General features: G+C 29.2%; 13 protein-coding genes. All 13 read right to left on the bottom strand.

The features are described 5' to 3' along the window. Positions 1 to 9: 9 nt before the first annotated feature. Positions 10 to 822 carry a hypothetical protein gene (locus tag I4V16_RS11400; protein ID WP_195966752.1) on the bottom strand — a complete coding sequence of 271 codons (813 nt, stop codon included), beginning with the start codon at positions 820 to 822 and terminating at the stop codon, positions 10 to 12. Positions 823 to 824: 2 nt separating this feature from the next. Next, positions 825 to 1,895, bottom strand: a complete 1,071-nt coding sequence (locus I4V16_RS11395) for a hypothetical protein (RefSeq protein WP_195966751.1) — start codon at positions 1,893 to 1,895, stop codon at positions 825 to 827. 91 nt (positions 1,896 to 1,986) lie between these two features. Beyond that, a complete protein-coding gene (locus tag I4V16_RS11390) occupies positions 1,987 to 7,020 on the bottom strand; it encodes a phage tail tape measure protein (protein ID WP_195966750.1) in 5,034 nt (1,677 codons plus the stop codon). Positions 7,021 to 7,073: 53 nt separating this feature from the next. Beyond that, positions 7,074 to 7,541, bottom strand: a complete 468-nt coding sequence (locus I4V16_RS11385) for a hypothetical protein (protein WP_195966749.1) — start codon at positions 7,539 to 7,541, stop codon at positions 7,074 to 7,076. After that, positions 7,534 to 8,067, bottom strand: a complete 534-nt coding sequence (locus I4V16_RS11380; RefSeq protein ID WP_195966748.1) for a hypothetical protein — start codon at positions 8,065 to 8,067, stop codon at positions 7,534 to 7,536. The genes I4V16_RS11385 and I4V16_RS11380 overlap by 8 nt, the downstream gene beginning before the upstream one ends. Positions 8,068 to 8,160: 93 nt before the next feature. Continuing rightward, positions 8,161 to 8,943: a hypothetical protein gene (locus tag I4V16_RS11375; protein ID WP_195966747.1), complete on the bottom strand. Its 783-nt coding sequence runs from the start codon at positions 8,941 to 8,943 to the stop codon at positions 8,161 to 8,163. Positions 8,944 to 8,982: 39 nt separating this feature from the next. After that, positions 8,983 to 9,954: a hypothetical protein gene (locus I4V16_RS11370; protein WP_195966746.1), complete on the bottom strand. Its 972-nt coding sequence runs from the start codon at positions 9,952 to 9,954 to the stop codon at positions 8,983 to 8,985. A gap of 4 nt (positions 9,955 to 9,958) precedes the next feature. Beyond that, positions 9,959 to 10,561, bottom strand: a complete 603-nt coding sequence (locus I4V16_RS11365; RefSeq protein ID WP_195966745.1) for a hypothetical protein — start codon at positions 10,559 to 10,561, stop codon at positions 9,959 to 9,961. Between the two features lie 55 nt (positions 10,562 to 10,616). Then, the gene (locus I4V16_RS11360; protein WP_195966744.1) at positions 10,617 to 11,591 is read right to left on the bottom strand and encodes a hypothetical protein; all 975 of its coding nucleotides are present in this window, start codon (positions 11,589 to 11,591) and stop codon (positions 10,617 to 10,619) included. A gap of 17 nt (positions 11,592 to 11,608) precedes the next feature. After that, positions 11,609 to 12,079: a hypothetical protein gene (locus I4V16_RS11355; RefSeq protein WP_195966743.1), complete on the bottom strand. Its 471-nt coding sequence runs from the start codon at positions 12,077 to 12,079 to the stop codon at positions 11,609 to 11,611. A 17-nt stretch (positions 12,080 to 12,096) separates the two neighbouring features. Beyond that, the gene (locus I4V16_RS11350; RefSeq protein WP_195966742.1) at positions 12,097 to 12,786 is read right to left on the bottom strand and encodes a hypothetical protein; all 690 of its coding nucleotides are present in this window, start codon (positions 12,784 to 12,786) and stop codon (positions 12,097 to 12,099) included. 62 nt (positions 12,787 to 12,848) lie between these two features. Further along, positions 12,849 to 13,865: a hypothetical protein gene (locus tag I4V16_RS11345; protein WP_195966741.1), complete on the bottom strand. Its 1,017-nt coding sequence runs from the start codon at positions 13,863 to 13,865 to the stop codon at positions 12,849 to 12,851. Between the two features lie 28 nt (positions 13,866 to 13,893). After that, complete coding sequence (locus tag I4V16_RS11340; protein ID WP_195966740.1) at positions 13,894 to 14,358, bottom strand: hypothetical protein; 465 nt, start codon at positions 14,356 to 14,358, stop codon at positions 13,894 to 13,896. Positions 14,359 to 14,364 lie beyond the last annotated feature (6 nt).

The following is a 14,364-nucleotide window of genomic DNA, read 5'->3' as shown; positions in this document are numbered from 1 at the left end:
TCCTAAACCCTACATTCCAATTTGGTAATTGTCTATATACGTGAATAGTATTTTTGCTTTACCATCACATTCAACTTTAATTCTATTTTTACCTTTCCTAAGATAAATAAAATCCCTAGGTTTTTCTAATAACTTTGCTAAATTCCTTGTGTCATCTTGTAAATTTGTTATAAATTCATTTCCGTCAAAATCATTTATCTCAAACTCTTTATCTAATTCATCTGTTATTCCGTTCATAGTAAACTTAACACCTGTGCTAATATTAGTTATAGTAATGTTACTTGTATCACCTAATAACTTAACTCTCATTACCAATGGTATATTATTTTTATTTATAGTAGCTTTACTTTCTAATTCTATATTATAAGTATTATTAACTATTTTAACTCCACTATTGACTTGTTTTCTATTGCACCAACCTTCAGCCATTTTGAAAGTTAGATTTATATAACAATATTCATCTTGTTTTCTTACTTGAGTTCCTGATTTAGCAAACATACCTTTGTAAACTAATCCATTTGCTACTAGAATTTTATTTTCATCAGTTTTTAACCAATCTATTAAGAATTGTATTTCTTTATTGGTAACTGGTAGTGGATTCCCCATAGCATTCATTTTACATATAGTAATAGGCAACTCTTGTAAATCAGCTGTAGCTCTTACAAAATCTTGTCTACCATTTATACCTTCTACTGTTTCAACCTTATATTCAGCACCAAAATTAGTTTCAAAGTCTGCATTGCCAACTTGTACGATTCTCCACCCCAAATATTCACTACTTCTTCCATCAAAATCAAAGAAATCACATCGTCCTTGAAACATAACTACTCACCCCATTTAATCTTACTATCAGATTTAGGGGTTATATAAGCAAACATTGTATCATTTGTATTTAAAGATTTAGCTAATTTAGTTTTAAATAATAACTTATAGCCTATAGCACTTTTAGGTATATAGTTTAATTTATTACTAAACAATACTTCTACACTTACTGTATTACCATTCATATTCCTATCTGCTAAAGACCTATAATCAACATATAGGTTATTGTTTAACATGTAGAAATTCAATATCCCTATAGTAGTTTGTAATGTATTTGTATTATAAACATGCCCTCCTATATGAACATCAAAAGCTTTATTTATTAAGTTTTCAGCTTTCTCATTTATTAGTTTAGTTGCAAAATAAATAACATTTTCCGATGGTATTTCTAAGCTATTTAATTTAATAGTTTTTAACACTTGTGTATCTATTGTAGTATTCATATTGTTTATCTTGGCATTCATTTCATTTATACTATCATCTATAATTACATCTTGTTGTGCTAATATAGTATCTACTTCATCACACTTATCATCAACTTGTTTTTGCATATTAACAGCTTGTTGAGTTGTTTCTTGTAATACAACTTCGTTTTTCTTTATCTGTTTTTCCAATTCAGTTAAAGTATTTATGCTATCTATAGAATCACGTACTATATTATTATTTAAAGATGGATTAATTTTAAATTTGAAATGTTGAACTGATATATTTTCATTCTCATCTGCTATAACTATTTCATTTTCAGAAATTCCTTCATTTAAATTAAAACTATCTTTAGGATATATAGTTATAATAGTTTTTCCATCAATAATTTCATATGTTATACTTCCATCTGTATTGTCTTGTTTAACATCGTCTACAGAGCCGTTAACGTGCTGTATATGACTTATTAAATTTATATTACAGTTACCGCCTAACTCTTTATTTAAACCGTCTTCTAGTAGCTCTATAACGATTTTAATACTATCACTAGCATTGCAAATTAAAGACTTATTATTTATATCTTTTGCAATTATTCCTTTACCTTTTGTATCTAATTTTATGGAATAAACCTTAGATATTTCTGTATCCACTTTTTTATTCCTCCTTTCTAAGCGAAAAAATTAGGGAGATAACAAGCGAAACAATGTACTTGCTATCTGCTTTTACCTCCCTAAAATATTTTTAAGTATTATGTTGAATTACATCAACTATATCATCCTTTAATCTATCTAATTTGTTATCTACTAAATTTACAATTTCATCTTTGGTTACATCGCTAACACTTCCTACTTCTACTAATGGACTATTAACTTCTATTGTCACATTGTTATTATTATTAGTATTTGTAGCCACCCTAGAAAGTTGACTAGGTGTTGTTAAAATCCTACTTTTATTTCCAAAATTTTTATCTACTGTGATACCTAAATTAGCATTAATACCTTGTATATTTTTATAAATTTCTTCTGCTATTTTTAAACTATCTATATATTCCTTCATAGCATTTCCTGCTGTTTGGAAACCTACTGTAGTTTCTTTTATCATCTCATTCATAGCATTTTGCACATTTATAATCTCATCACCAATTTGTATATAACCAGTCTTCAAACCTTTTTCTATTATTTTGTTAATATTTTCAGGTTTCAATGCTTCTTGTAATGCTTCATCTAAACTTGAAATCTTATCATCTATTTTATCTGTAAAGTCATTTCTATCTTGTTCCTTAATAAGATTGTTTAATTCTTTTTGTGCTTCTTCATATTCTTTTCTTAGGTTTTCAGCCAGCATAGTATTTCCACCACGTAAAGCTTCTTGCATTTGTGCATATAAATCGGCTAAATTATTTTGCTTTTCATCTAATTCATCTTGATAATCTTCCTTAGACCACATTTTATCCATTTTGTTTTTTAAATTATTTAAGGCTTTTGTTTCTTCATCAACAAGTTTCTCTAATTTATATTTAATTAAATCGTATATCTTTTCTTCTTGTTCAGATACAAGATTTGTCATTTCTTTATTGGTATCTTTGATTTTATTAGATAAATTTTGCCACTCTTTCTCCATCTCCGGAAGAGAATTAAAAGTTAAATCAGCATAATTCTTTAGAGCTTCAGAAATGTTTTCAACTTGTTTCTTAGCTTTTTCTTTTTCATTACCTGATTTTGAATTAGCACTATTCTGCAATTGTTGTAATCTTTGAGTTGCATTAGTTATATTACCAATGCTATCAAAAATAAAACCATTTTGTTGCAATAGTCTTTTTTGCTCTGCCTGTTCTTTCTTCATTTCAGATACTTTATTTTGTATAGCTTGTTGTTGTTGTTTATATATGCTAAGTTCTTCGTTAATTATATCAACATATTTTTTACCTGTAGCATATTCTAACTTGGATTCGTAAATTCCTAAAGTGGAATTTAGCCCCTCTATAACATTATTAAGCTTATAATATCTATCTATTTTTAATTCTAAATCAGCCACTTCAGATTTACTTGACTTAGAACCACCTGAGCTATAATTAGAGGAAACAGGGTTATAACTCGAAGAAATAGGCACATAATTAGATGATACAACTGGTTTCCATCCATAAGGATTTTGATTTTTGTTAAACTTTTCTTCCCACTTATCTAACAACGGATCAAAACCATTCTGCAACATATCCATTTTAGTCTTAGTAAATTGAGATTGTTTTTCAAATATGTCTATTTTAGCTTGACTAGCATTTTTAAAGTTTTCGACATCTATACCATACTCTTTTCCTAGTTGAGAAACTGTTTTTCCTGTCATTTTAGCCATATCATTTAAAACGTTGGACATAGCATTGGCTTTAGGGTTTTGTGAACTATTGAAATTACTAACATCTACACCATATTGTTTTCCTAACTCATCAACTGTTTTACCAGTCATCTTAGCCATATCATTTAATATACGCTGAGTGGAAGTAATTTTAACATTGTCACTATTTACTTGATTTTGCGCTTCTTCAATTATAACCTTTTTATTTTGTTCTCTTAATTCTATTTCTTGATTTAAGAGTCCGTTTGCCTTTTCAAGAAATGTATTCTTATCACCTAGCATAGCAATCATTTCAAGGTCATTTGATGCGAATATTTTATCTTCTAAACTAGCAGATATCTTACCAGTTTTACCAAACTCTTCTATAACATCTTGTAGTAGCTTTATCTTGTTAGTTGAACCACTAATGGTATCTGCCATAGACTCAAACTGTTGTTTTGTCATTTCAGTTGAATTGCCTAAGTCTTCTGTTTCTCGCTTCGCTCCATTTAAAGCTCCTTGTACATTATATAGCTCATTATATAAATTCTTAGCGTCATCACTTAATTCTAAAACAGACCTACCTGAACTATAATTAGCTTCTTCCATTAGCTTTACGTTAGAATTATACATAGATAATTCAGTATAATACTCTTTTACATTTTTCTTTGCTTTCTCAAAAGCTTTAGACATACTGTCTTCAGACTCTTTTGTTCCCATCCAAGTACCATTTTCTTGATACTCTCTGATTGCTTGAATATTTTGATCTAATTGATTTTTGATTCTTTCGGCTTTTTTCTGAGACATCATCTCATTATCTAAGTCTTTAGAAGAATCCTTTAATTTTAAATCATATATCCCTTTCATCAGATTTAATTGTTCCTCATAAGAGCCAGTGTTATCTTCCAAGATTCTTTTATAATCACTATCTAGATTACTGATTTTTTCTTTTACATCATAAATCTTATTGTTGATTTCACTACGTTCTTGTTCTGTTAAATTTCCGTCTTCTAATGACTTGTTTAATTTTTCATATTGTGATATTAAGTCATTATCTCCATTTTCTTTTGATAGCACATTTTGTAATGACTCTGCCTGAGTTTTGCATTCAGACATACTTTTACCAGTACCTATAAGTTCTTTACCTAACTTACCAATTAAACTTATAGCACCTGTAATAGCTAGAGATAACCCCATAGAAAATGCTGTTTGTAGGGCTATTGTAGCAACCTTAGTAGCAATTAGTCCAACAGTAGTAACTGCTAATTTAGCTTGTAACATTGCCAAATTTGTTCCCATAATCTTTGTAGACATACCTGCTTGTTGATAAGATTGTGCGTATGTTTTTAAAGTTGCAATTTGACTCTTTAACTGTGTAGAACTTGCTTGTAAATTAAGTGTCATACTATTTAGCCCATTGAACATGTTATTCAATAATGGAATAGCATTCATAAATATTGTTGTAGATTCTCTGAACTTTTCGTTAAATATTGTCAATGCACCAGTAACAGCAGTTATTGTAGTTGGCAACACCCCTACTGTGTTAATAACACCATCAAATATATTAACAAACGTTGTACCCATATCTATGATATTTTTAACAGCATCAGTATTAATAGAATCTATCCATATCTTTTTTACACTTTCAGAAAATGCATTTAGTTTACCACTAATAGAATCCATATATCTAGCTTGTTCTTCTTCTGCACTTCCAGCACTATTTTGCAACTTTGTATACGCTTCATCTAATTTTTCAGCATTTTGCATAATACTTGCAAATACATTGGCACGCGTTTTACCTGCAACATTTTCAGCTAACAACGCTTGTTGTTTATCGCCTAATTTATCCCATACTTTGCCCATATCATTTAAGATATCAAATGTTGATCTTATATCACCTGTTTGCTTATCTGTAATGTCTACACCTGAAAGGCTTTTAACCAATTCTTGCATCTCAGGAACTAATTCACCATTTTCGTCTGCTATTCCACGTAGTCTCATGCTTATAGTTTTAAGCCCATTAGCTACTTGTTCAGGGTTTCTTAATACTTCTGTTCCAGTAGTTATTAATGCAGAGCTTTGTGCTAAATCATTATTTGCAATTGCCAAAGATGCAGAGCCAACTCTCAAACCTTCAGCTAATTGTTGTGTAGTTATAGCAAATTTATTACCAGCTTCATTTAACATATCAACTACTTGAGTTGTATCACTAGCCTCAAGTTTAAATGCCTTTAATATTGAAACTATTGAATTTGCACTATCTTCCGCAGACATATCTCCTACGTTAGATAAAATAATACTATTTTTAGCCATATAATTAGAAGCTTCTTCAAAAGTATACCCTAATTGCTTAAAAGTTGTTGTCGCCTTTATGACTCCTTCTGTAGAGCTACCTAATGCTATAGCCATACTATTTGCTTTATTAACAAAGCTATTTAATGTATTATCACTTACATCGTCAGCAACTCTTTTTAAATCCCTTAAAGCATCATCTAAATTTTTTATATCTGTTAAACCTGTTCTAAGCTCGTTAAAAACACTTCTTAAAAGCATTCCACTAGTAAAAAATAAACCTAGATTTGCAGTAACAGATTTTAAAGAATCCCCAAATCCTTGCAATTCAGTTTTACCAATAGCCAATCCTTTTGCCCTAGCATTTTGGTCTAATTTTTGCAATTCTATATTAAGTAGTCTAGTTTTATTTCTAACATCATCAACAGTGTTACCATTAAGATTAGATATATTATTTTTAATAACGTTAGAGTAATTTTTATTAACTAAATCTCCTCTATTTAGCTCTACACTTTTTAATCTTATATTTAACTTTTCTTTTTCTAATTCGATTAATTTTTGCGCTTGTTTATATTGATTTTCTGCTGTTTGTTGTTCTTTATAATTAGCTTCTAATGTTTTATTTACAATACTAGCTTCTTGTTGTGCTTCTTGTATTCTTCTTTGACTAGCCTTTTGTTTTAAAGCATTGGATGCATTTATAAACTCTTGTTCCGAATCATACTTTTCTCGTTGTATTCTATTATATTCATCAGCTTCTTGCTGTGATTCTTGTCTTTGTTTTTGACTTATTTGTTGCCACATATTAGATGTTTCTTTGGCAATTCGCTGTTGTTCTTGTGCTTGTTTTGTAATATTACTATCAATAGAAATACTTGTTGTATCTTTTGCTAAATCTTGTTTTAGTTTAATGATTTGTCCTAGCTCATCTTTATACGTAGACAACATCCTTATATCTCCATTCGGAGATATATCTATCTTTTGAGAAGCTAATTTATTTATATCAGTTAAAGCTTTTATTATTGCATTATTATCTATAGCAAAACTAATTTTTGAATTAGTTTGTATTTGCGAAGTTAAAATATCAAGTTTTTTCTTTACCGAAGCATAATCTTCAAACTCTACGCTAAAAATTGCACCCATATTATCAGCCAACAATAATCACTCCTTTCATAAAAATAAAAGGACTGACTATCAATTAGCCAATCCTAAACAACTATTATTCCCTTTTGTCTTAATTCTTTTATTATCGCATTTCTTAATTCTCCATCATTTAACAACTTCTCTGTTTCTTTATAGAAATCCCTTTGTGTTGGATTTCTATAAATCTCAGAATTCTTCCATGTGTAACCCCTACCCGTTACAATAATTGAATCAATGTAATCATTAGTATGATATTTATATTTATCATTTCCTAAAGTGTTGTTAAAAAGATATACAGTAATTCTTTGTTTATTCACTTCTATTCTCTCTACCATATTATTTTTATCTAATAATCCACCATTATCTTTACGCCTTATATAAGATTTAGGAGTATATTTTGCATATACCTCATATTCTATCGCTTCTTGCATTTTATCTTTCATAACTGATGGCACTACTTCCTTAACTGTTTCTTCACATTTCTTTTTCCAAGAATTGTATAAGTTATTGAAATTATTGAATTTATTACTCATTATTCTCACTTATTTCAGTTTTATTTTCTATTAATTTATCATTTTCTTGCATTTGTAATTCCATAGTCTTTTCTATGATGTCTTCAGGCAACATACTTATTACTTTTAAATTATTTATATATCTTGCATTTAACATTCCTAATATTTCATTTAACTCATCTCTAACTAATTCAAAAACCTCATTTGGATCATTTATAATTTCTGTTATCTCCGCCATATCATCTTCGGATGTTAAATCAATTTTGATATCTGTTAATAATGGTATTAGGTTAATAATCATTTTTACACCATCTACAGTAGTAACTAACTCCTTGCCCTTTTGACTTATTTCCATTAGTTCAAATATCTTGTTTTTTTGTTTTTGGTCAGGGTTATACACTTTTGTTATCTCATTTGCTGTATATTTTTCTAAAGCTTTATTAACTCTATCTTCACCAACTACTTTAAACACTCTTCCTGTTTCAAAATCTTCTATTACTAAACATCTTATTTCTTTTCTTTTAAATCTCTTTGTTAAACTACTCATACTCAACACTCTCCATTTATATATTTAATTTGTTTTTATAAGTTTAATGAATAAACTTAATAAAGACACCCATATAGAGTGCCTATTATAAATCTATTCTTCTGTTTCAGGTATAAACATAATTCTTCCTAGGTATTCATAAGTATCATCTTTAAGTATAGTAAACTCTGTATCTTCTGTGTTCTTAGTCTTTTCAGTATTACCTGTAATCGAGAAAGAACCTGACATTTTTGCCTTAGGGAAGAACATTTGCTTCCAATACTTAACAGCATCATTTTCATCAAATAATGGTGACCTTACGATTAATGCAAATGTTTGTGGTGCAGACTTACCAGTAATATCTGCGTATTGCACAGTTTCTTTTTGATATTGAAAAGATGTAACAAAAACATTATCATTTTCATTAATATCTACTGCTTTTATTGTGATAGTTTTTCCTTCAATAGTGTAATCTTCTGTGGCTTGTAACATTTTCTTTGTTTTTGTATTATACACACAAACTTCTTTTGTATCGAAAGGTGTTTCTGATAATGTTACTGTTTTTCCACCTCCTACAGTATACGCTCTGTCGAAGTGCCATGCCATTACAGTACCAGTTTTTATATCAGCACCTAACTTCTTCATTTGAACATCCATACGTGCTATAGGATCTGTAACTTTAAACTTAATTGTCTTATTTTTGTTAATTGTAGCTAAAGTGTCATTCCAAATACCACCCTTAATTAATTCTTCTTCTTGGTCATGTGTAAGTTCATGACTTTCAAGTGTAGACAAGAACATTTCTTCCCCTGTTGTTCTATTAATAGCAATAACTTCTGCTGTGGAAGTTTCCATATATTTATCTAATAAAAATGGATTCTCCTTTCTAGTTATCATTCTACATTCCTCCTTATTTTTAATTTATTTTATTAACAATTACCTACTCATAATTTGTTTATCCAATTTACTGTATTTAGCTTTTGTTAATAAATTATTATATGGGTTACTTTTAAAACTAAATGGTTCTGATAGGTTAGGAATAGGAATTTCTTTATCTCCTTCCATTTTGCAACCATTAGCTCTATAAATAACTGCACCAATATAATCTAATTTTCTAATTTTACTTGTAAATTCAACGTATAATCTATAATAAGTTATATCTTCAAATCCAATATCTGCAATTGCAACCATACTTTCTAAGCTTGTTTCACCATCTGAAAATCTTTGCTTCAATGCCTTATCAATTTCTTCTTGACTTCTTAGATTGGGGGCTACTCTAGGTTCATGCATTATGTTTTGTTGCATAATCACATCTCTATACTCATAAAAATTATCCCTATCTATAAACCCATAAAGTTCATTATTACAAAGAATATCAAATCTTTTTAGTTCAAAATTAAAAACAACTTCGTGATGCACTGTATATTTAAACAGTTCACAAAGTTGCTCTTTAACTTGGTTAAATGCAATATTATTAGATTCTAGGACGTCTAACATATTATTAATTTCAGGATTGTTTAATAATACAGATTCTCTATCTTCCTCTTTTAAACCATTAAGTCTTTCTTTAATCTTCACTATATATTTAATATCTGAATCCAACAAAGACTTATCTATAGCATCAATTTGAGATATATACCAATCAAATATATTATCACAATCTATTAACTTAGGTTTACTTTTCCTATCAGCTTCTCCATTAAGAATTGCTTTCTCATGTAATTGCTGTATTAAATTATTTTTCTTTTTTACATCCAACAAAATATATTCATTAGCCAATCTAATAAAGTTATTATAGTTTTTTAACTTAATTGGATGTACCAAACCTATATTCTCCACATAAGTAGGATTCATAAAGTAATTATCTAATTCCCAATTATCTTTTCTATCTTTTTCACACAACAACATAACATCACCTAATAGTTATTTTCTTTACTTCAAATTGCATATTTAGACAAACCATATTACTTTTTTGTGCTACTCTACCATACACATAATCAGTTAAGCTAAATTGTATATTACCTAAATCACTTACATACTCAGGAAATCTATTTTTATCAACTGTTACTTCGTCAAATAAATCAGCTATTAAAGCACCTATTTGATGAGTTCTTTTATTTCCTAACCCCATAAGAACATTATCCTTAACTGGTATAACTATATTAACTTCTATTCCTATATCTCCTACTGACCTACCAAATCTACCACCTACATCAGTTATATATATCGAATAGCTTTCTTCTGTTGTCATTAAGGGATCAAACACTTCATCAAATATAAGCCTTTTCCTATCTACAGCATCTTCTAATAAAGAAAACTCAACATTAGATTGTGGCTTCATTTTTCCATCATAATATTTACCCATTGGTGATAGAGGGTTTAAGGAATGATAATATAAAAGTCTTTTAATATCTTGACTGTTATCTAATGTTTCACAAAACAAAGCCACAATAAGAGATGATTTATTTAATTTATTACTTTTAGTACCAATTAACCTGTTATTTAAGTCACTCATAGCCTCACCCACTTCACATTAAAATCGTTAATTTATTTGCTTTATTTAATTTCTTCTATCTTTTTGAAGTAAATATAACTCTACTTCCCACTTCTTCATTATCTATTAAAGCCTTTAATTCAAATACATTATCAGCCTTCAAACATTTTACTGTACAACTACTATCATTAGTAGATATAATTTCAGCTACACCAACCTCATATTCTTCATTTAATTTCCACTCAACATTATTATTTTGAGGTTCTAATGTGAATATTTCAGTTGTATTTATCACCATATTATCACTATCACAGCCTATAATTTTATATGTAACTGGCTTAGGTTCTTCTGTAGGTTCATCGGGAATAACACCATTATATGCGATGTTATTTTCTAAATCATCATAACCTTTTTGGTATTGGTCTTTTTGACAAGTGAACGTTAATAAGCCGTTGTTATATACAGTTATATCACCAATCTTATATATACCATATTCACTGTTGTTGAATATGAATCTATGGTCAGGCTTTAACTTTCTAGTTTCAGCATTATCTTGTACTGTTACCTTAACCTTAGTGTCAACTTGTGCATTAAACTCTGTACCTCCTGTGATTTTTACCCCGTAAGACTCACCTTCAGCAATACAAGGAATCGGATTCTTAGTAAAAGAAAACGATAATTCTTGTTCACACTCCTCCACCAAATGATATTCATAATCTCTTATCCTTTTTGGTGTGGACGTATTTAAATATATGTGATTTCTTTCGGCTTCCTCATCGGTATAGTAGATGTAATCTCCTGAGTTTAAAGAATTTACAAAAGCTTTAACTTGTATTTCCTTTTTATTATATTTAATCAATACTTTATTAGGTGTGTTGTTAATCTTAACACTTTTAGCCTTATCGCTATTAATTAATATTGAAAACTCAGTAATTACATTTTTATTGGCTTCATTATATTGCTGAATCATTTCATCTCTAAAGCTGTCCACACAACTCTTACCATTAGTACCATTTACAGCTTTAATATAAGCTAAACTATTAGCATCCAAAATTACAACACCTCCTTCTAGTAAACAAGCAAAAATTCGCCAGTTTCTCTATTCCTAGTATTGTAATTTCCTAATTTATTGTTGAACAACTGCCTTTTAAATTCAACCATTTCTTTGAATGTTTTTCTTTCATTTGCAGGTGAAAACACCTTTATATCATCGCCTAGATACTTCTGCATAGCTTTTAATTTCACAAGTGCTTCATCGAAATACTTTACTACCATCATATCTGAAATTAAGTCTTCCTCGATTCTAGTAAGATTAAAATTAAACTCTTCCATATCATCATCTTTATCTAGAAAATCTACATCTTGTGCAATAGATATCATTGGTTGCAATTCATTGACTGAATCATCTAGCAATTCAACACTTCTTCTATTAATTATTTCTAATAATTGTTCTTCTGTAACACCATTAACGCAAAAATACTCTTTATCTTGTTTTATTTTTCGTATAAATTTATCTGTCACATTTTCATAAGGAGTCATTATAAAACCTCCTTTTACTATTTTGCCTTAGCACTTTTCTTTGCTTCTGCCAACTTCTTTTTTTCTTCTTTTAATTTTTTCTCTTTATCCTTTAAATCTTTTTCTTTTTGGGTTAATTCTTCTTCTTTAGATTTAATAATATTTTCTCTTTCTTCTAATACAGCTATATCAACATCAGAACTAACTTGTGGTTTTAAGTTTTCAGTTTCCATTCCTTCTAATTCTGATTTTCTAATACCATCATAAATTTCTTCTTTTCTTGCCCTAATATAATCTTCAACCTTAGTTGCAATAAAATATTTATTTGTATTCTTTAAATATACTAGTTGAGATAAGAAATTATCTATAACTTGTTTGCTTGTTATTGATAGGATTGTTTCTATAACATAATTAGTAGGATGTAAAATCATATCTTCTATTTCTTCTCTTGTAAATACTTCTGATTCTCTATCAATATTTATATTTAAAGCCTTAAAAACTTCTTCTTCTTGGTCTTTTTCAATCCTAAGAATTCTTTTCTTTAATAAGTTAGGATCTAATCTATAAAGGTTTCTTAATTCAGAAAACAATATAGAAATTATATATGGTTCATCATTTTCTGTTTTTACAGGGAATACCAATCCATTCCCTCTTGGATCAACTGATGGTGCAAATAATTCACTATCATAATCATTATAAACATTTATCATATCATCATTTTTCAACATAAATTATCTCTCCTTAAACTCAATAATAATAAAAGGTAGGATGTTACTCCTACCTCAATTACCTAAGCTGTTTTCTTTAACTTAGCTATCTTTTCTATCTTATCTATGCATACACCAAATTCAACACCAGTGAACTTTAATGAAATAGTTTCATTGTTGTTATCATTAGTAACTAAACTTCTCATTTCGCCCTTAGTGTACATTTCTCCTATCTTTCCTGCTACACCTATTACAACATCCTTTGGAAGTAATGTTTCACCATTACCCATCTTCTTTCCTGCCTTAATAGAGTCTAGTTGAACGCCATTATATACTTCAAGCATAGATACTTGGTTTAGTTTGTCCTTCATAGCTTCAGAATAATAGTTTTCTATTCCTGATACTCTAGATAGCTCTCTCATAGTAGTTGATAAACCAACTGCTTGAGGTAATCCACCATCAAAGTTGTAATCACCTAAATATCCTGTGAAAGCATCTACAGCTTCTTTTGTCATTGCTCCTGTATAAGTCTTAACATTATCTCCACCAACTAATAGTGAATCTAAGTAATTCATTAATACAGCAAATCTCTTAGCTTCAAATTCTTGTAATGCAAATATTGCTAATGTAGCAACACCTAATGCACCATTTCTTCTAAGATTAGACATTGGTATTTCAGTTTCTATTTGTAAGTGTTTCTCCATAACTGTACCAACTGTAAAGTCTATGTAAGACTTATCAACATTACCAGTTCTGTTTGCACTTTCTACAGCAACTAAAGTATTCTTGTATGACTTTTTAACCTTTAATAAATCAAATTCTCCATATGAGTTTACATCAAACATTTGTTCTAAAATTTCATTTGGAGCTGTAAATATTTCAGGTTCAATAATCTTTACAACAACTTCTGCAATAGATTCCTTTGCTTGTGTATTTCCATACTTCCATGCCTTATTTACCATATCATCTACAGTTTCTGAAAATGCCTTTTCATCCTCTGATAATTCTGCATTTGTAAAAACGTTTTTAGCCCATTGTAAAGCTTCACCGTTCTTAAACATATCTGCTACTCTTTGTTCGCTTAATTCAATTCTTTCCATATTATCTTCAGTCCTCCTTTTATTTAATCTATTTTATAATCTTAAACCCTAAATATTTAGCACCTGCAATATTCATAAATCCTAAAGATCTAATTTTACTTGTGCTTGAGTCAACAGCCTTGACTAACTTTCCATTAGCAACATCTAAAGTTTTACCTGCCACTGCCTCAGCTTCAGGTAGGGCAACTGTATCACCAAATTCAGTAGTAGCATATCTTTCTCCTTCTTGTGGCACTTCAAGACCTGCTAGCTCCCCTGACTTTATTAAATCTTGTGTTATTGATAAGTCAGATACTGGTTCTCCATTTGCAACGTCTATATCAACAACGACATCTCTTACTACTACACCTTCAAAATCTGCTGTAGCAGTTGCTAGAACTAACTCTCCTTTTGCATCATCAACTTTAACAAATGATCCTCTTTTCATATCTGTTTTTGCTCTTTTTGTAGCATCAATATTCTTACCAACTATTGTTTGTAAATGTCTTAACATATTGTA

Source organism: Clostridium sp. 1001283B150210_160208_E6 (genome assembly GCF_015669365.1).
GTDB lineage: Bacteria > Bacillota > Clostridia > Clostridiales > Clostridiaceae > Clostridium > Clostridium paraputrificum.
This window is presented reverse-complemented; position numbering and strand designations above follow the sequence as displayed.